The organism is Streptomyces rubradiris, from assembly GCF_016860525.1.
GTDB lineage: Bacteria > Actinomycetota > Actinomycetes > Streptomycetales > Streptomycetaceae > Streptomyces > Streptomyces rubradiris.
On record NZ_BNEA01000015.1, the window covers coordinates 159,802 to 178,975 of the forward strand.

At 70.9% G+C, this 19,174-nt stretch carries 11 protein-coding genes; 3 read left to right on the forward strand and 8 right to left on the reverse strand.

The window, feature by feature from the left end; genetic code table 11:
- Positions 1 to 34 precede the first annotated feature (34 nt).
- The 3 genes from Srubr_RS14155 to Srubr_RS14165 form a co-directional block, all read right to left on the reverse strand.
- Complete coding sequence (locus tag Srubr_RS14155) at positions 35 to 6,616, reverse strand: RHS repeat-associated core domain-containing protein (protein ID WP_189997060.1); 6,582 nt, start codon at positions 6,614 to 6,616, stop codon at positions 35 to 37.
- A gap of 136 nt (positions 6,617 to 6,752) precedes the next feature.
- Positions 6,753 to 10,517: a LamG domain-containing protein gene (locus tag Srubr_RS14160; protein WP_373313571.1), complete on the reverse strand. Its 3,765-nt coding sequence runs from the start codon at positions 10,515 to 10,517 to the stop codon at positions 6,753 to 6,755.
- 510 nt (positions 10,518 to 11,027) lie between these two features.
- Positions 11,028 to 11,996 carry a DUF4232 domain-containing protein gene (locus Srubr_RS14165; protein WP_189997061.1) on the reverse strand — a complete coding sequence of 323 codons (969 nt, stop codon included), beginning with the start codon at positions 11,994 to 11,996 and terminating at the stop codon, positions 11,028 to 11,030.
- Between the two features lie 219 nt (positions 11,997 to 12,215).
- Here Srubr_RS14165 and Srubr_RS14170 point away from each other — a divergent pair, with 219 nt between their 5' ends.
- Together Srubr_RS14170 and Srubr_RS14175 are read left to right on the forward strand one after the other, a co-directional pair.
- Positions 12,216 to 12,743, forward strand: coding sequence for a DUF6584 family protein (locus Srubr_RS14170; RefSeq protein ID WP_189997062.1), 528 nt, complete (start codon positions 12,216 to 12,218; stop codon positions 12,741 to 12,743).
- A 57-nt stretch (positions 12,744 to 12,800) separates the two neighbouring features.
- The gene (locus Srubr_RS14175; RefSeq protein WP_189997063.1) at positions 12,801 to 13,601 is read left to right on the forward strand and encodes a phosphotransferase; all 801 of its coding nucleotides are present in this window, start codon (positions 12,801 to 12,803) and stop codon (positions 13,599 to 13,601) included.
- Positions 13,602 to 13,627: 26 nt separating this feature from the next.
- Here the strand turns inward: Srubr_RS14175 and Srubr_RS14180 are convergent, their stop codons facing one another.
- From Srubr_RS14180 to Srubr_RS14200, 5 genes are all read right to left on the reverse strand, one after another.
- Positions 13,628 to 14,959: an NAD(P)/FAD-dependent oxidoreductase gene (locus Srubr_RS14180; protein ID WP_229926781.1), complete on the reverse strand. Its 1,332-nt coding sequence runs from the start codon at positions 14,957 to 14,959 to the stop codon at positions 13,628 to 13,630.
- Positions 14,960 to 15,181: 222 nt separating this feature from the next.
- Positions 15,182 to 16,258, reverse strand: a complete 1,077-nt coding sequence (locus tag Srubr_RS14185) for a response regulator (protein WP_189997064.1) — start codon at positions 16,256 to 16,258, stop codon at positions 15,182 to 15,184.
- The gene (locus tag Srubr_RS14190; RefSeq protein ID WP_373313572.1) at positions 16,251 to 16,481 is read right to left on the reverse strand and encodes a hypothetical protein; all 231 of its coding nucleotides are present in this window, start codon (positions 16,479 to 16,481) and stop codon (positions 16,251 to 16,253) included. The genes Srubr_RS14185 and Srubr_RS14190 overlap by 8 nt, the downstream gene beginning before the upstream one ends.
- A gap of 534 nt (positions 16,482 to 17,015) precedes the next feature.
- Positions 17,016 to 17,648 carry a hypothetical protein gene (locus tag Srubr_RS14195; RefSeq protein ID WP_229926782.1) on the reverse strand — a complete coding sequence of 211 codons (633 nt, stop codon included), beginning with the start codon at positions 17,646 to 17,648 and terminating at the stop codon, positions 17,016 to 17,018.
- A 154-nt stretch (positions 17,649 to 17,802) separates the two neighbouring features.
- A complete protein-coding gene (locus Srubr_RS14200) occupies positions 17,803 to 18,303 on the reverse strand; it encodes an Lrp/AsnC family transcriptional regulator (protein WP_189997066.1) in 501 nt (166 codons plus the stop codon).
- Positions 18,304 to 18,438: 135 nt separating this feature from the next.
- Here Srubr_RS14200 and Srubr_RS14205 point away from each other — a divergent pair, with 135 nt between their 5' ends.
- The gene (locus tag Srubr_RS14205) at positions 18,439 to 19,125 is read left to right on the forward strand and encodes a nitroreductase family protein (RefSeq protein WP_189997067.1); all 687 of its coding nucleotides are present in this window, start codon (positions 18,439 to 18,441) and stop codon (positions 19,123 to 19,125) included.
- Positions 19,126 to 19,174: the final 49 nt, after the last annotated feature.

A 19,174-nucleotide genomic window follows, 5' to 3' on the forward strand; every position in this document is an offset into this window, starting at 1 on the left:
GGACCACCGGCTGTCTGTCATGGGCGTGGTGGTGTTACTCCAGCCACTCGGAGTAGTTCACGCACTCGTTGATGGGCCACTTCTCCTCCCAGGAGAAGTCCTGTCGGACCGCCGCCCCGAAGGTGTCCTCGAACGCGGGGTTCCAGGAGCGTGGGATGACGTGGGTCGCGGAGCGCCAGTCGGAGGTGTTCCAAGCGGTGAACTTGAGGGTGACCGAACCTTCCTTCTTGTTGATCGAGCTGATCTTGGCCTTGCCGCTGTAGGTGCCGAGGAAAGCGTCGGCCTGGTTGTCGGTGCCCACGGCGCCGTTGGTCAGCACGCCGGCGATGTCGTTCGCCGCGCCGCGCAGCGAGTTGAACTTGTACCAGGGGCTGCCGGGCTCGGGGCCCTGGTCCTTGTACTGGAAGTCGACCTCCTTGGCGAAGGCTCCCTTCGTGCCCTTGCGGGCCTGGCCGACCATCTTCGACCGCAGGCCGGAGATGGTCTCGTCCTGCGCCAGGATGGACGTGAAGGCGTCGCCTCCGCGGAAGTCCTGGTGCTCGCGCAGCGGGTAGCCGCCGCCCCACAGCCAGCCGAAGAACATGGAGCGCGACGTCTCCCAGCGGTTGGCGGCCTTGGGGTCGCTGACGATGCCCCAGTCGGGCATGGAGGCGAGCATCTCCTCCAGGCTCTGGGAGGGCGGGTTGAAGGGCAGGTCCCACGACTTGGTGATGTAGTTGTAGGTCGCCCCCGGTGTCCACTGCTTGGTCAGCGGCTGGGTCCAGCCGCCGGACGAGGTCGGCGCCGTGCCGCCCCAGCCGCCGCCCCAGGTGCCGCCCCAGCTGCCGCCCGAGCCTCCGCCCAGCGAGCCGACGGTGGAGATCGCGGCACCGGCCGCGCCGATCACCGCGCCCACGACACCGCCGATGACCGCCCCGATGAGGCCGAGCAGGCCGCCGAGGCCGTCGCTGGTACCGCTCGGGTCGGAATTGGTGACGGGGCTGTTGCTGGCGTAGGCGTAGCCGTTGAGGGTGTTGGGCTTGTCCGCTTCGAGCAGCGGGTCGACGCTGAGGAACCGGCCGGTGCCGGGGTCGTACTGTCGGGCGCCGAGCTGGGTGAGGCCGGTCGTGGTGTCGGCCGGCTTGCCCAGGAAGCCCTTGTCGTCGGGCCAGGCGCCCGAGGCCGTGCCGCGCGGGGCCCCGAACGGCGTCGACCAGCGCTTGACGAACGCCAGGGTGTCGGCGTTGATCGCCAGCCCGGAGGTGCCGTGGTGGTCACCGGCGAGGAAGGTGAGCTTCGTGCCGGTGACGCCCGCGGCGGAGGTGCGGACGGCGATGACGGACGAGCCCGCCTTGTAGGTGCGGGCACCGGAGAGCGCCTTGGTGGCCCCGTCGCCGCTCACCTTGAGGCGGACCTCGGTGGTGCCCAGGTACAGGACGGTCTCGCCGTCCGTGGTGGTGGGGCGGCGGATGAGCAGGTCGCCGGCCGCGTCGTAGACGTAGGCGGTACCGGTGGCAGGCTTGCCGCCCGCGGCGGGCTCGCTCGCGGTGGCGAGTCTGCCCTCGGCGTCCCACTCCAGGGTCTGGGTGGCCTGGACGCCGGGCCGGCTCTCGGTGTTGCCGGTGGCGTCGTAGGTGTACGACGCGGACTTGGCGCCGGTCACGGTGGAGGACAAGGCGTGCGGCTGGCCCTCGGCCGTGCCGTACTTGTACTCGGTGGTGACGTCGCCCGTCGCGCTGTGCTCCGTCTGCCGGGAACGCAGCCCGGAGTCGTTGTACTGGTAGCTGGTCCAGTACGGCGCCGCGCCGCCGAGGTTGGCGGTGGTACGGCCGGCCGTGGAGCAGTCGGCGGTCTTGGGCGTCCACGCCTCGCTCAGCCGGCGGTAGCCGTCGTAGGCGAAGCACTGGTGGTCCGCCTTGCCGGTTCCGCCCAGGGTGGTGGCGTCGGAGACGGAGGTGATGTTGCCGGCGTCGTCCTGCTGGTACTTCAGCTCCTGGAGCATGAAGCCGTGGACGTCGTCGGTGACGTAGGACCGGGTGAGGCGGCGGGTGCCGGCCTCGTAGTCGTTGTTGAGGTAGACCTTCTTCGCGTCGGCCGGGTCGGTGGCCAGCGTCATCTGGCGCAGGTCACCGAGGGGTGAGTAGGCCGCCTGCTGGAGGTAGCCGGTGGTGCCCTTGGCGGTCAGCACCTGGCCGAGTTCGTCGTAGGTGTAGGACACGGTCTCGGCGGACAGGCCGGCCACCGCGGGCGCGGCCGCCTGCTTGACGGTGCCGTCGAGGTTGTACCCCGTGGAGAAGGCCAGCCTGGCGGGCACGCCGGCCGCGACCAGCGGGTCGTCCGCGGGGAGGATCAGCTCGTTGTTGGTGACCTTGTACAGGGGGTCGTAGCGGGTGACCTTCTGGGTGTAGGCCCTGCCGGTCAGGCCGCCCTCGTACCGCACGGCCGTGTCCTGCTGGCCCTTGGCCAGGGTGTCGAAGGTCCAGGCCGCCAGTTTGCCGGCGTCGGTCTTCGACGACTGCCACATGCCCGTCTTGCGGCCCAGCACGTCGTACTCGAACAGCAGCACCTTGCCGCGGCTGTCGGTGGACTTGACCGCCTGGTCGAGCTCGTTGTGCTGGGTGACCGTCGTGCCCTTGTCGGGATCGGTGACGGTCACCTGACGACCGAAGAGGTCGTAGGTGTACGTCCACGCGGACCCGTCGTGCGCGGTGATCGACTTCTGGCGGTCGGCGGCGTCGAAGGCGTACCGGGTGGTCATGTACTCCGTGCCGACCGGGCGGGTGCCCGCGTAGTCACGGCGCTCGACGGTCCGTCCGAACGCGTCGGTGACGACCGCGTTGGCCGAGCCGCCCTCCGGGGCACTGGTGAGCACCAGGTCGCCCTGGTACACGGTGTCGACGACCCACTTGGTGGCGCCGTAGCTCTTCGTGGTCGCCTTGGTGACGCGGCCCATGCCGTCGTAGACGCTGTCGGTCTGCCGGGGTGCCTGGCCACCGTCGATCTGCACGATCGAGCCGGACGGGGCCGCGGTGCTGTCCCAGATGTCCGACTGTGCCGTCACCGGCAGGCCACGGCCGTCGTACAGGGTCTGCGCGATGATCCGGCCGCCCTGGGCGGACGGCGCCTGCACCTGGCGGGTGCGCAGGAGCGAGTCGTAGATCTCGTAGGTGGTGTTGTAGCCGGACCCGTCGCCGTTCAGGGTGGCGCTGGACACCCACGGCAGGGAGGTGGACTTGACGCTGTAGCCGTAGACGTAGTTGGCGGTCTTGCCGAGCGCGCGGGAGCGGTTCGGCAGCCACACACTGGTGACGCGGCCCAGGCTGTCGTAGGCGGTCTCCGTCACCTTCCCGTTGGCGTCGGTGACCTTCAGGTCCGTGCCCAGCCCGAAGTCCTTGACCGTGGTGGTCCGGTGCCCCTTGGCGTTGACGACCGCGGTCGAGGTCAGCGGGCCGGCCGCGGGCGGCTGGTACTCGGTCTTGGAGGTGACCACGTCGTTGGTGTTCTTCACCTGGACCGGGCGGCCCAACGTGTCGTAGTCGGTGACGGCCGTCTGCTGCCACAGCGGCTGGTCGTCGCTGCCGTAGCCCTTGGCGCGGCCGGACCAGCGCGCGTCGCCCTTGGTGGGCTTCTGCGTGGCGGACCAGGTGGTCGTGTCGTAGGCGGTGGCCGTGTCGGAGACGACGTCGCCGGGGCGCGTGGCGTCCGCCGGCAGGTCCAGGGCTGAGTCGGTGACCGAGCAGGCCCTGCTGACGATCCGGGTCCGGGAGACCAGCGCGGTCAGTCCCGCGGCGTCGTTGCGCGCGTACCAGGTGCGCGTGCACTTCTCGTCACCGGTGACGGCGTCGTCGCCGAGGTCCTCCGCCGACACGGGCATGCCGTAGTCGTCGTAGGTGGTCCGGGTGGTGCGGACACGGTCGTAGGGCGTGAGCCGGCTGGTGATGCGGGTGCGGGCGTGCGAGGCGCCGACGCGGACGTAGTACGCCTCGGTGTCGGCGTACGACTTGTGCTGGGTCGCCGTCCGCTTGGACCAGGGGTCGTTGACGGTGCCGGAGATCTCGTTGTCGCCGTCGTAGGCGACGCTCTCGCGCTGGAAGCCGGCCAGTTGCTCGGAGTCGGTGACGGCGGTGGCGGTGACGCCGGTGACCTCCACCTTCCTGCGCCGGTCCGGGTCGGGGGTCTTGCCGTCGCTGCCGAGGAGGCGGTCGCCGTCCATGCCGCGCAGGTACACGGTGACCGTCCTGCCCCGGGTGCCGCCGGACGGCCCGGTGTAGTGGGTGACCTTGCCGTAGCCGCGCCACTGGGACCAGGTGCGTTCCTTGGCCGGGGTCAGCGGGTCGTCGTTGTAGTGCCAGGCACCGCCGCCGGAGTACTCGTAGGTGTGCTGCACGGCTTCGGAGCCACCCAGCGGGTCGGTGGTGCGCACCGAGCTGACGGGGTACTTCTGGAACCAGTCGAGGATCGGTTCCTCCTGGCCGTAGGGCGACCAGTACACCGGGAAGCAGCGCTTGGTGTTCTCGTCCACCTTGGGCATGGTCTGCCCGGCCACGCAGTCCGCGGGCAGGTAGTCGACGATGGTCTGCGCGCCGGTCTCGGAGACGATGGTCTTCAGGCGGGGCCGCTCGAAGGACAGGATGTCGTCGCTGGGGCTGTCCACCCGGTTCGGCAGGAAGACATGGGAGAACTTCACCGGGTCCAGGGAGAGGTCGTCCCCGCGCTTGCCGGTGTGCTTGATCTCGTCCAGCCACAGCGACTGGTCGGTGGAGTCACCGGTGTCGCCCGGGTCGAGGTAGAGGTGCTTGAGGGTCCAGGTGTCGACCGGCGAGAAGGCGGGGGTGGCCGCCGCCGCGTCCCAGGCGTAGGTGGTGACCGAGGTCAGCCGCTTGCGGGTGAAGAACGACGGGCTGTCCAGGTACTGGCACTTCTCGCCGTCCTTGCATATCCGGTCGAACGGCACGTCGGGCCAGTTGTCCCGGGTGTCCTCGGTGAGCGCGTCGCAGCCGGTGCCGGATGCCAGGCAGCGCTCGGCGTAACCGAACACGATCTTGTGCGAGGCGGCGGGAACCGCGCTGAACAGGGCGCCGGCCCGCTGTCCGTAGCGGATCTCCTTCAGGTAGCCGCCGCGGGTGTAGGACGTGCCGGTGTTGTCGTCACTGAGCTTGTCGTAGTTGTTGGTCTCGTCCTCGTACCAGTAGGTCGTGGCGTTGCCGTGGGTGTCCTCGACGTAGTCGAGGTTCCACCGCCATGCCTGCTTCTTGTCGCGCGAGGTGAAGCCCGTTCCGTCGGCGTAGCCGGGCTCGCCCTCGTCGTCGCCGAAGACCGGCACGGTCCACACCGACTTGGTGCGGACGTCGGCGGCGGCACCGTCGAGCTTGTTCAGGCCGAACACGAAGCGGCTGCCGTCGCCCGTGGTGACGGTCCAGTACTCGCCGTTGTCGTCACCGTTGTCGGCGCCGGTGGAGTGGGTGACCTTGGAGGCGTCGTCGTTCTTCAGCCGCCACTGGCCGGTGGTGTCGTCCTTGACCAGCTCGGTCGCCTTGCCGTTGAGGACGAGGGAGGCGTTGTCGTACTTCCAGCACAGGTCGTGCCGGTCCTTCTGCCCGTCGTCGGTGCACGAGCCGTACTTGCGCTCGATGTAGGACGAGGTGATGTCGAAGCCCTCGCCGACCTGGGTGCCCTGGTTGTTGCTGGTGGAGGTGCGGCCGTCGACGCTGCCGGAGTCGTAGGAGATCTCGAGCTTCGGGGCGTCGCCGGCGGCCGGTTCGGGCGCCTTCAGCGGGTAGGACCAGGTGAAGGTTCCGGAGCTGCCGCCCGCCTCCCAGGTCGAGGACGCCGACAGGGGTGTCGCCTTGTAGTCGCCGTCGGCGGAGGCCGTGCCGGCCGCCAGGGCGAGGGTCATGGTCTGCCCGGAGGTCGCCTTGGGGGCGAAGGCGAGATCGGCGGTGAGCCGTTCGTCGCTCCGCGCGTTGGTGAACTCCACCGGCGTCGCGGGCGGGCAGGCGGCGGTCCCGGCGGCGCAGTCGGGGATGCGCAGCACCTGGAGCCGGCCGGCCCAGTCGCCGCCGTAGGCGGAGGCGAACGCCGAGTAGTCGATGCCGAGACGGGCCGCGCCGCCGTCCGTGGGGCCGGTGACCTTCAGGACGACGCCCTTGACGCCGAGGTCGCGGGCGGCCTTCTGGCCGAGGACGTCGACCTTGACGGTTTCGGCGCGCTTGGCCTTCTTCGCCGTCGGCGGGGCGAGGGTGACGGGCAGCCGGCCGGGGGCGGCTTCGGCGGTCCCGGTGCCGGACGTCGTCAGGCGGGCCGAGCCGCCGGTGGGCCAACTGGTGCCGCGGGCCCGGTCCTTGGCGGCGCGGTCGGCGGCCGCCTGGTCGGCGCGGGCGGCGTCGCGCACCACTGCCGCGGTCCTGGCGTCCTGCTTCGCCTTGAACGGCGCGACCTGCTGGCCGCGCGGCGCGGACAGCTCGGGCCTGCCGAGGGGGTCCACGTCGTCGGCTGTGGCGGCGGGGGCGAGCAGCGAAGGCAGCAGGCCGATACCGACGACCGCGCTGACGCGGCGCAGCCAGGGGCGTACGGCCCGCGGCCGGTCGCGGCCGGAACCGGTCCCCGCGCTGGGGACCCCCAGGGGTTGGTGTCTCATGGGATTCCTTGTCCAGAAGGAAACGTAGAAGGAAGCGACGCCGAAGGGACGCGGCGGTCCGCGACGGACGGGCGAGCCGGTCCGAAGGCGCGGGTGACCGCGCCCCCGGACCGGCTCAGGAAGGGAAGGGCGCTGGTCAGACGCCGCCGAGGACCTGCGACCGGACCTGGTCGGCGCTCATCGCGCCGGTCCACACTCGTAGTTCCTCCAGGGCGCCGGGCAGGTGGTGCCCGGTGGTGCCGCCCTGGCTGCCGCGGCCCGCTGACAGGGCCCCGGTGCCGTACTGGGGGGTGGTGAACCCCGATGCTGTCTCCGAGGGCTGGTCGAACTCGCCGACGTAGAGGTGGAGTCTGCCGTAGCGGGTCTCCGACCTCGTCGCGTCGCCCGGGTCGGTCCACTCCCAGGACTCCTGGGCGTCGAAGACCCCGGTGACCTGCACCCAGGTGTCGGTCTCGGCGATGTCGCCGCCCGGCACCTCGGCGGACTGGGTGACCTTGCCGTCGGCGCCGACGGCGGTGCGGGTGAACTTCCACTGGTAGACACCGTCGGCGGGTTTGACCGCCCACAGCGCCCAGGAGGACTCACCGCCGTCGGCCTGCTGCCCGGCGACCAGGGCCTTGTAGCCGACCGGCTTCGCGGCGAGCTTGGCCGAGTCCAGCTGGACCCGGGCGGAGACCGTGAACGAGCCGGTCTCGTCGACCACCGGGCCGGTGGCGGAGGCGTAGCCCGCGGTGCCGTCCAGGACGAGGGCGTTGTTCTCCTCGTCCAGCACCGCTCCGGATGCCGACAGAGTCAGGCTCGGCGCGGGGTAGGCGGAGAGCTCCTTGACCGTGGTGCCGGTGGACGACGCGGCGTCCCACTGCGCGACCAGTTCGTTGGCCGGCACGCCGTCCTCCAGGAGCTGTGCCTGCTGGGCGATCTCGTCCGGGGTCAGCACACGCTGCCAGACGTTCACCTCGTCGAGGCGGCCGCGGAAGTACTCGCCGTAGGTGCCGCCGACCAGGGAACGGCCGATCTGAAGGCCGCCGGTAGAGACCCACGGCTGGTAGGCGGTCGACTGGGTGTTCAGCACCACGGGCCTGCCCTGGGGGCGGCCGTTGACGAACAGCTGGATGGTGTCGTTCGTCTTGTCGGTGTCGTTCTTCGTGTCGAACACGGCGGTCAGCTGCGTCCACACCCTCAGCGGCGGGTTCGTGGCGTCACCGAGCGATCTGAGGTAGACCGGATTGTCCTTGACGTCTCCGGCGGTGCGGTTGAAGACCCACTTCTTGTACGAGGCCGAGTAGTAGAGCGTGAACGCCGAACCGTAGGTGCCGGGGGCCGCCATCACCACCCGGGTCTGGGAGGTGTCGGTCAGGTAGGCCCAGGCCGAGACGGTGAAGGAGTCCTTCGTGTTCACGGCCGGGGCCGTGGTCGCGGCGTAGCCCGAGCGCGCATTCTCGTCCGAACCGTCGTTGAGCCACAGCGAGTTGTCCGCGTCGCCGCGCCGGGCCAGCGTCGACCAGCCCGCTCCCGCGGTGTAGAGGGTGGCGTCGTGGCGGGTGCCCTCGGCGGCGGTGTCCTTGGCGGTCGTCGCACCCGATCCGGGCAGGGCGTCGTCGAAGTGCCAGGTGCCCGTGGCGCCGGCCGCGGGGGCGACCTTGAAACTGAACTCCGACGGGGCGCCCCAGCGGTTGCGGACGTCCTTGGCCTCCACGGACAGCACCTGCGTGCCCGCCAGTGACGGTGTCACGTCGGACACGGTGACCGACTTGCCGGTGACCGCCTTGGCCTCCTTGGCCGAGGTGGTCAGCAGCCGCCAGCGGTAGCCGGTGATGTCGGTGTCGGCGGCATTGGGCTTGAAGGTGAAGGAACCGGGGACACCCGGGGCGCCCTTCCCCTCGCACAGGTCGGCGGTGCACTGGGTGTACGGCGAGCCAGGGGTGATGACCGGGGCCTTCGGCGCCGTCGAGTCGATCTTGAAGTAGCACCACGAGGAGTACGAGGAGAACAGGTCGCCGGACTTGCCGCTGTACGACCAGTGCGACTGGGTGCGCGAGCGCATCCGGTACAGGCCGCCGTCCGCCCGGTTCGAGGTGCGCATCTTCTCCAGCGTCTCGTCGGGATCCCAGCCGGTGGAGGGCCGGTATCCGGACCACACCTCGTGCCAGGCGGCGTCGTCACCTCGCTCGACGACGAACTCGGCCTGGAGGGAGCCCTCTTCGTCGCCCATGTGGTGCTCGACCTTGGTCTGCACGCGGGACTGCACCATGGGGTCGACGCGGGTGACGATCAGCGGGTCGGAGGAGGACGTACGGCAGTAGGCGGTGGTGCCGTCACCGGGGATGACCCCGACGCTGGTGGGCACACCCGGCTTGAAGGCGTAGGTCACCTTCAGCTCGGCGTTGTCGTCGAACCGCTTCCACGCCTCCGGGTCGGACTCGTCCTTGGCCCGCAGCATCAGCGTGAGCCGGCTGATCTGGCCGTCCGCGAACTTGCGCACCGTGGAGGCGAGGTTCTCGTCGGTCTCTTCCGGATTGTCGTTGAACTCGACCCACTGGTCGGGCTGTTCCGGGCTGCACTGGGTGCCGCGGCCGGCCGAGACGTACCGGTCTCCCATCTGGTCCAGCGACGTGGGGCCGGGCCACCGGGTGCCCTCGGAGATGTTGTTGGTGCGCTCCAGGTCCACCCACTTCGGGGAGCAGCTGAACGACCAGGTCTCGTAGGCGCGGAAGGTGGCGTCGAGGACGTACTTGCCGGCGAGCTGGGACGGCGAGAACTCGAAGTACATGCGGTTCGTGTAGTTGCTGCCGCAGTAGTACGGGCCCGACACGCTGCACCGGCCGACGCCGTAGTCGCCGTTGAACTGCCAGAACTTGTCGCCGTCGGACGACAGCACGGTGCGCTCGGACACGCCGAGACCGACCGAGGGGTCGATGTAGACGGGGTAGACGGTGTCCTCACCGCGCAGCAGGCCGAGGTCCGGCTCGACGGTGATGCTGTCGGCGTCGACCTGGACGGGCATGACGGCGCTGGTGTCGCCGGCCCCGGGCTGGGTGCCCTCCTCGACGGGGTCGGGTATCTCGCCTGCGATGGCGGCAGTGGTGAGCTGGGTACGAACGCCTTCGGTAGCCGGACGGTCGTCCTGGCCGGCGGAGTCCCACATCTGACCGGCCGGACCCTTGAAGACGGTGTTGCCGTCGGCATCGACGGCACGCACACCGCCGCCGGCGCCGGGCATCAGCCGCAGGTCGGTGGTGGAGGCGGTCAGCTCGATCTGCTCCAGGGCGGGGTCGGCCGCGGCCTGCGCCGTCTTGACGACCAGGACTTCGCGGTACCCCTCGGCGGTGGCGGTCAGCTCAAGGTCGACCCCGTCGAGCACCTCGGGGTAGATGGCCTTGGCGCCCACCAGGCGGGGCTCGGGCAGCTTACCGGGCCAGTCGATGTGCAGGCTGCCCTCATCGTTGGCCAGGCGGATCAGGCGCGAGCCGTCACCACCACCGGAGAAGGCCAGGTCGACCACGGCCGCCCGGGGCCCGACGCTGCCGTCCGGCCGACGCTCGAGCGTGGGGTCGACGGCACTCCAGGAACCGTCGTCACCCTTGACTCGCTGCGGGACCGCGGACTGCACGAGGGTGAAGGTGCCGTCCGGGTTGGCCGTGGTCGTGGAGTACTCGGTGCGCTCACCGGTGACCTCCACCGGTTCACCACTGGCCGCAGCGCGCCGGGCGGCCGTGGCGTGGTCGATCCCGGCGTCCGAGGAGACCGAGGTCGCCGCCGGGGCCGCGGGAGTCGCGGCGGCGGGTGCGGTAAGCGCGGCCAGGGAGGCCACCAGGGCCACCGAGGTCAGTCCGGCCGTCAGCCTGGCCGGACCGACGATCCGTCTGTGCCGGTTTCTCCCGGCCGAGTTGTCCCAGCGCACTCGTGCGCCCCCTACAAATTCTCATGCGATCTTCACAATGACCGCGTTAGTAAATAGCGTTCCACCCTCCTCGGCAAGAGTGTTCAAGATCACAGTCGCGTCAACTCGTGTCCTATACACATAAAATGACGCACCGCGGCGCCGGCTCACCGCGAACGCGTGGCTGTGGCCGACTCGGTTCCGCAGATCACCAAGCTCACCCGCCGCACATCACCGGGACAGCGGGAGCCTGTCAAGCGAGCGGTGTCACTGGGGTGGTCGGGGGTTACTGACGGGCTGCGGAAAGGCGGCCGTCGAAGGTGAAGGCGCTCAGCGCGGTCTTTTTCCCGTCCTGGCGGGCGGCATAGCGGAAGGAGTTCCGCAGCAGACGGACCACGCAGGTCTGAACGATCGTCCTCGGCGCCCTAGACCTCAGCCGCAGCCCTCGGCCTGGGGCCCGGCCCACCAGTTCGTCGATCAACTGGTCGTCCACGGCCTTCGCCGACACAGCCGGGAGTTACACCGAACGTCCTACAGTCCCGCCTTCTGCCACGGCCTGACGCCGAGCTTTCCGGTGGTTCCGAGGTCCAGGTGCGGGGTCACCGTCACCGGGTCGGCGCCCTCCTTCGCCCGGACCCGCACATGGGGCACGTTCACCGGTGTGCCGAACTGGGTGGTGTTGCGCCAGACCAGGCCGGCGGTCGCAGACTCGCCGGGCTCCAGCTTGACGGGCCGGGGCGGTTCGTCGGGTCCGGCGCCGGTGGTGATCTCACCGCTGCCGTGGAGGATCTCGACGCCGTCGACGGGCCGGAGCGCGTCGTCCAGGAGTTCCAGCAGTGGGTAGCCCTCGACGGTGTAGGCGTGTTTGCCGCAGTTGTCGAGGTGCAGGCCCACGACGCGCAGCCCCATGGCCGCGTCGCCCTTGTCGGCGCTGACCCGGATCCCGGAAGCGGGACACGTGCCCGGATCGGCCGGCGCCTCGTCCGCGGGGACCTTGGTCACTTCGAGCACCTTGGCCCCCGTCACCCGTGGCGTGGTCGGCGGCAGGTGTCCGGCCCGGACCGTGCCCCGTACGGTCCGTCCCGGGCCGACGTCGCGCACGGTCTCGGTTTGGTTGGCCATGGCTCCGCCGTCGGCGCTCGTGAAGGTGAAGACGACCGTGTAGGTCCAGGCCTCGGTGCCGTGGTTGGTGACCTCGTACGCCGCGGAGATCCCCGAGTCCGATTCCGTGGTGAGCCTGTCGGCGGAGACGAGGTAACTGCGGGTGGGCGAGGGGGAGGGAGAGGCCGTCGGGAGGGTCAGCGAGGTGATCCGTACGCCGTCCTTGCCTGGGTCGTCGATCCGCGTGACGTTCTGGGACGCCGACGCGCGGGCGTCGGTGCTCCCGGGCCCCGCGTGCTCCGTCCCGCACGCCGTGAGCAGTAGGGCGGTCGCGGCCAGAGCCGGCAGCAGGGGAAGGGGTGCGGCGGAAGGGCGGCGGAGGTCAGCGGGTCTGCGCATCCGGCCATCTCATCAAGGTACGCAGCCCCGCGCGTGTCGCGGAAGTCACAGATCCGGTCACAAGGGTGTCACAAGAGGGGCGGGGACGGCCCAAGAGGCCGTCCCCTGAGTGTCGTTGACCCGTCTCGGTGCGGTTCGGCCGATGCCGTCGTCAGCGAGCGGGGGCTGAGCGGCGAAACCGGGTCGCCGTGGCTCGGCGCGGTAGTCGATCATACGTTCATGCCCCTGAGTGAGACCCTTGCCCGAGTCGACGCGGACCTGGCCGCCGGCCGCGTTCCCCTGGCGCGGCAGCGCTTGCGCGGTCTCGTGTCGTCCTTCCCGTACGACCTGACGCTGCGCCGGCGTCTGGCCGAGGTGTACCGGCTCTACGGCGACGCCGCCGAGGCCGGACGCTGGATGTACCTGGAGGAGGACCGGGACGCCGAGGAGACCGCCGCCTTCGAGGCGCGCTACGGGTCTGCCGCGCGACGGATGAAGGCCCTCGCCTGGCGCGGCCCCGAGGCGATGGCTGCCAACGCCTTCGCGGAGCGCCGGCTGGTCGCGGTGCGGACCGCCTGCGCCGAGGAGCTGGGGCGCGCCGTCGACTGGGACGACCCGGACTCCTACCGGGACGGCCTGGAGGAGGAGTCCGGGGAGCCCTCCCGGCCGTGGTCCCTGAGCGGGGTGCTGATGGGCGCCGGCTGCCTGGTGGCGGTCCTCGCGTTCCTCGCGGTCTGGGTGGTCGGAGTCGTCGCCCTCTTCGACTGACACACGTGGTTCGCGGGCCTGTCCGCACAGGGGCGGCCCGGCGGTAGCGTGATCGTCATGACGGATGAGGGCGAGGCGCTGGTCGGCGGGATGATGAACGCGGGGGCGGTCTTCCGCCGCGGTGCGCTGGTCGAACGCCCGGCACCGCGCAACGCACGCGCCCTGCACGCCTGTCTCCGCGCGCTGAAGGAGCACGGCTTCGACGCGGCGCCGGCCCCTGTCGGTCTCACCGCGGACGGCCGCGAGCAGTTGACGTTCATCCCGGGGGACGTGGCGCTGCCGCCCTACCCGGACTGGGCGATGACGAAGGCCGCCCTCGCGTCGGTGGGGAGCTTGCTGCGGCGTCTGCACGAGGCCGGCGCGGCCGTCGCGGCCGACCCCCGTGCCGAGTGGCCCATGGACCTGGCCGACCCGGAGGGGGGAACGACGCTGTGCCACAACGATGTGTGCCCGGACAACGTCGTCTTCCGCGACGGCCGTGCCGCTGCCCTGATCGATTTCGACCTGGCGGCTCCGGGCCGTCCCCTGTGGGACCTCGCCATGACCGCCCGCTCTTGGGTGCCCATGCTCGATACCGGGTCCGCGGCCGGCCTCTACCCCTCCGGGCTGGACGCGCCGGCACGGCTGCGGATACTCGCCGACGGCTACGGGCTCTCGGCGCGGGATCGCGCGGCGTTGCCCGGCGTCATCGAGCAGGCCACGGAAGTCTGCCGGGCCTTCGTCGCCCGCCGTGTGGCCGACGGTGACCCCGTCTATCTCCGGGCGCTGGCCGAGCGCGGCGGATGGGAACGCTGGGACCGCGTGCGGACGTGGCTGGTGGACCACCGGGAGGCGTTCACGGCCGCCCTGCTGGACTGACCGGACGGTTGCCGGGGCACGGTCGCCTACTGCGACGGCGACGACCCCGTCAGGACCCGCGCCGTCCGGAGGAGCAGGCGCGGGCTCGTGAGGGCGCGCGGATGTTTGCGCATGTTCACCACGGCCATGAACTCCTCGTTGACGGCTCGGTCGATCACGGAGGCCTCCACGACCTTGTCACCGACCCAGCGGAGCAGCCGGTAGCCCGGCGGGTACGGGCCCGTCACGTGCGGCTGGGCGAGGTCGGCGACCGCGGAGACCTTCCATGCCGCGTCCACGACGACGCCGAGCCGTCGGAAATAGTCCCAGGCCGGCGCCTGCGGGGAGGCCCCCGAGCGCAGATGCGCCGACAGTGACGAGGCGGCGAGCGTGGCGAGGGTGAGCCCTTGGCCGTAGACGGGGTTGACGGAGGCGACGGCGTCGCCGACGGCGACGAGGCCCCCGGGGAAGCGCCCGAGGCGGGTGAAGTCGCGCCGGCGGCTCTCGGGGAAGCGGAATGTCTCGATGGCTCCGTCCCACCGGCAGCGGTCGGCCACTTCACGCAGCGGGGCGACACACCGGCGCATGCGTCGCAGGAATTCCCCGGGGTCCCGTCCGGGCCGGTAGTCGCCGTATCCGACCAGCACCACCGACCACCGGTTCCCCTCGACCGCCACGAGGGCGCCGGGCTCGCTGAGGCGCTGCTCGTAGCCGTTGGCGGGGCCCGGTGTCGCGTGGGCGACCACCGTGCCGGGAAGTTCGTCCCCGCGGTGGAACGTGGCGGTGGCGTACCCGAGGTCCACCTTCATCCGCTCCATGGGCGGACTGTCCCACCCGTGCCCGGCCAGCCACGTGCCCAGCCGGCTGGAGCGGCCCGTGGCGTCGACGACCAGGTCACCGCTCAGGTCGGCGAGGTCGTGTGGCCGCTCGGTGTCCTGGGCGGGCAGCACCCGGACACCGCGGACGCGTGCGCCGTCGAGGATCAGGTCTCGGACCCGCGCGGTCATCACGGTGACCTGGGGCAGGGCCAGCACCCGCCGGCGCACATGCTCCTCGAGGAACGGCCTGGTGGCGCCCAGCAGAGTGTTGTCCGGCAGGCAGGCCTTCAGCGCGCCGTCGACGTAGTACCGCACTTGCGGGCCTCTGCCCACCTGGGCGCCGCCGGCCACGAGTTCCTCGGTGATGCCGGGCAGCCAGCGGTCGAGCTGCGCGTGGCCCATCGACAACAGCGCGTGCAACTGCCGTCGGTGCGGCGCCCCTTGGCCCGTACCGTCCGCGCCATCGGGGTCGACGACGACCACTTCCTCGGCGTGGTCGGCCAGCACGCGAGCCGCGAGCAGCCCGGCGAAACTCCCGCCCATCACGATGGCTCGTCGCACCTCGAACCCCCTTGAAGCAGGCGCGCGCAGACCCGGCTCCGTCAACGCGTCATGCCCCGGCCGGAGTCACGATCGACAAGGACTCCAGGAACCCGTCGGCACCTTCACCTCCACCGTAAGGGCTCCCCGCCGCCCGCGTACGCCTCTCCCTCCGCCGAGTCCGGAATCCGCCCCCCACTTCATCCGGGTGAGTTACCGGTATCTACCGTGTCGGCAATCCGTCTACTGGCCGTGCCGCTCCAGGTAGATGGAGGTGAACACGGCGACCTTGGCGCGCAGGGCCCACGGGTCGAAGGGCTTGCTGATGTAGTCGACGGCGCCGGCCGCGTACCCGCGGGCGGAGTGCTCGGACCCCGTGCCCATCGCCGTCAGGAAGATGATGGGCACGTCCCGCGTCCTCGGGCGGCGTTTGATGTGGGCGCAGGTCTCGTAGCCGTCCATCTCCGGCATCTGCACGTCCATGATGATGACGGCGAAGTCGTCGTGGTCGAGCAGGGCCTTGAGGGCCTCCCGGCCGGAGGAGACGGTGACGAGTTCCTGCTCGAGCGTCGCCAGTACGGCGGTCATCGCCAGCAGGTTGTCCGGCTGGTCGTCCACGACGAGGATCTTGGGCATGCCCTGCCGTCCCGTCGGCAGCACGGCCGTCGTGGCCTGTTCGACGGCGTCCAGCTGGCGTTCGAGCAGATCGCAGCGGTCCTCCGCCGCGGCGCGCTGGGCCTGTGCCTCCTTCAGGGCGGCGCCGAGCCGTTCGACTTCCAGCTGGAGCGCGTCGCGCTCCTGGATGAGGCCGTAGACGTCCGGGTGCGCCTTGGCGAACTCGTCCGCTCGCCTCTGCTCGGCGATGCGGTCGACTTCGAGCTGGTTGAGCCGCGTCTCCAGGTCGGCGATGCGCTGGGTCCGGTCCAGCAGCGCGTCGCCGAGGACGTCCCCGCGGACGCTGGACCGCCGGGACACGTGGTCGGCGTCGGCCAGTTGCCGCTCCAGGATCTCCACCGCGTGCTTGGGCGACGAGGCGGCGTCCACGGCCGAGCCGTACAGGCCCCGCACCAACTCGATGGCCTCGGTGGTGACGGCGGTGCCGCGATGCTCGGCGACGTCGGTGAAGAGGTCGCTGATCACCTGCCAGGGAGGTAACCGGGTGCCGTTGAGGTACCGCGAGACCGTGCCCGGATCGAGCCGGCGCCGGGCCGCGTACCGGCGGACGGACACGTCAAGGCTCTCGAACAGCTCGCGCAGCGCCTCGGCCAATGCCCGGGAGGCCTGGTTCAGGTCCTCGCCGAGTGGTCGCAGCTCACCCATCGCTGTCCCTCCCGGCGGGGCCGGTGCCGACGGAGGCCGGGGGCTGGGGGGCGTCGTCCTCGGCGGCGATGAGGCGGTTGAAGAACGGCACGGCCAGTCCCGTGGCGGCGAGGCCCGCGAGCAGGCCGCGGGCCGTTCCCTCCCCGGCGACGGCCGTCAACCCGCTCGCCGTGGCGCCGGTGAGCAGGGCGAGCAGAAGTACCAAGGCTGATCTCAGTGACAACAGAGGACGGTCCACCGCGCGCTCCATTCGTGCGACCCGCCGCTGTACGACGGGACATGCCCTCCCCCATCCGGCCGATCGCGGACGGTGGAACAAGGATGGACGACGCCGGGGGCGTTGCGGTCCACAACCCGGAAGCGGGGCAGCGCGCACCGCCTGTTGCACGGACGTTGCCCGTCGCTCCTGCCGCCGTCCTGGCCGGTCAGGAGCGGGGCGCGTGATCCGTTGCCGCGGTGTTGCTCTGCAACGGTGCGCGAGGGGCGGTGCCGATGTGCGCCCGCCTCGCGCGCTGAGGACGGCCGTTTTCTCACCCCGGTCCGGCTTCCCGGCCTCGGCCCTCGGCAGCGGGTGAGTCCCGCGGCAACCTGCACGGGCAGGTCCGCGGCCCACTCCTCCGCCAGGAAACGCACCCCCGGCTTACCGTCGTGGTGCCGGACTCGCAGCGGAGCGCGGGCGGGCCGGCCGCCCACGGGTGGGCGGCCGGCTTCTTCGTGTCCCGGCACGTGACAGCCGTGCCGGTGACCGGTCGACGGGTCAGCTGACGACCTTGAGCTGCTTCGGCCAGCCGTACCGGTCGGCCGTGCGGAACAGGTCCTTGATGTGGGCGGGCGTGAGCTTGATGCAGGCGTAGGAGTAGTAGTCCCTCGCTCCGTCCCAGCGGTACGGGCTGTCCTTGCCGGGCAGCTTGGGGCCCTGCTGGCCGTTGGGCTTCATCTCGCTGTGGATGAACAGCTCGGTCCGCTTGGTCCGGCCGTTCTTGCAGACCTTGTCCTGGACGTGGACGGCGTAGCCGTTGACGCCGTTCCTGCCGCCGTTCTTGCGCTTCTCGTGCCCGAGCACCTTGTAGGAGCCGTTGGGCAGCCAGCCGCGCATCGGGGCGCACTCGTCCTTGCTGCCGTTGCCGGAGCCGGCCCGGTAGCTCTTGATCACCTTGTCCTTGCCGGGCACGCTCTTCATGAAGTACAGCTTCGACTTGGTCGGGTTGGACTGGTTCTTGTCGAAGAGGAAGTAGTACTTGCCGGTGCTGCCCGCGGCGGCCTGCGCGGCCACCGTCCCGGGCACCGCGGCGGCCTGCCGGGCCGGGGCCGCCTGGGAGGGCTGGGCGACGGCCGCCACTCCCCCCGTCAGCAGGATGCCCGTCAGCGCCATTGTCGTCAGTCGCTTCACGGTTGAGCTCCTTCCGCGTGAAACCCCCCGTCCGGGGAGCGGTTCCCATCCTGGAAGGCCGGTCGTGTCACAAACCTTGGACGGACCTTGCCGGGAACCTTCAGCCGCTGGTCAGGCATGCGTGGGTAAGTGCCGCGGGGCCCGGCTCCGGCCGTCAGTGACGTGCGTCCGGCTTCTTCGACAGGCCGGCCAGCTCGTCGACCAAGGGCTGGACCCGGTAAGGGATGACCGCGCTCAGCGCGATGACCGTCGTGCTGCGGCGGACGCCGGGCACCTCCAGGACGTGGTCGATCACCTGTTGTACGTGCTGATTGCTCGTACCCGCGATGCGGCACCAGATGTCGCCGGGGCCCGTCACGATGTGGGCCTCCAGGATCTGCGGCACGGCCCGCAGGCGCGCGGCGATCGCTTCACGGGCCGACTGGTCCACTTCGAACGTGGTGAACGCCTCGACCACGTGGCCGAGGGCGGCGACGTCCACGTCCGGCCCGTAGCCGGTCACCACGCCGGAGCCGGTCAGCCGGTCGAGCCGGGCCTGCAACGTGCCGCGCGCGACGCCGAGTTGGCGGGCGATCTCCAGCAAGCCCGCACGCGGGCGCTCCCGGAGCAGGCGCAGCATCCGGCCGTCGAGCCCGTCGAGTCCCTGTCGTGCCACCGCACCTGCCGATCTGCGACCTCGGAGACACTTCCTCGCCTCGTTTCTTGTCAGATTAACAAGGGAGTTGAGGGTCCGTTGCGTATTCGCCTGCCGGTGGCCCACGCTGTGGCTCCCCGTCCACGAGGAGCAGTCGTGAGGCAGCACACCCACCCGTTCATCCCTTACCGGCCCGACCGGTACGACGAGGCCGAGATGGTCCGGCGTGGCGAGGACTTCGTGTCGTTCCTCGAACGCCGGCGCAGCGTGCGGTTCTTCAGCGACGAGCCGGTGCCCCGTGCGTGCGTCGACCTCGCCATCGCCGCGGCGAACACCGCCCCGTCCGGGGCGCACCACCAGCCCTGGAAGTTCGTCGTGATCGGTGACGCCGGGACCAAGCACCGCATCCGGGTCGCCGCCGAAGAGGAGGAACGGGTCAATTACGAGGGCGGGCGGATCCCGCCCGAGTGGCGCGCCGCGCTCGCGCCCCTGGAGACGGACTCGGACAAGGGCTACCTCGATGTCGTGCCGTGGATCGTCGTCTGCTTCGCCGAGAAGAGCACCGCGATGCCGGACGGTTCGCTGCGCAAGAACTACTACGTGAACGAGAGCGTGGGCATCGCCTGCGGCTTCTTCATCGCCGCCCTGCACGCGATGGGGCTGAGCACCCTGACGCACACGCCCAATCCGATGGGCTTCCTCACCGAGATCTGCGAGCGGCCGGGCAACGAACGGCCCTACATCCTCTTCCCCATCGGCTACGCCGCGGCCGACTGCGAGGTCCCGGTCCTCACCCGCAAGTCGCTGGCAGAGGCGACCGTCGAGAGCCCGGGCCCGCACTGAACCGGACCGCCACGCCCCTCCGGTCCGCCTCGGGCGACGGGCGGGCCGC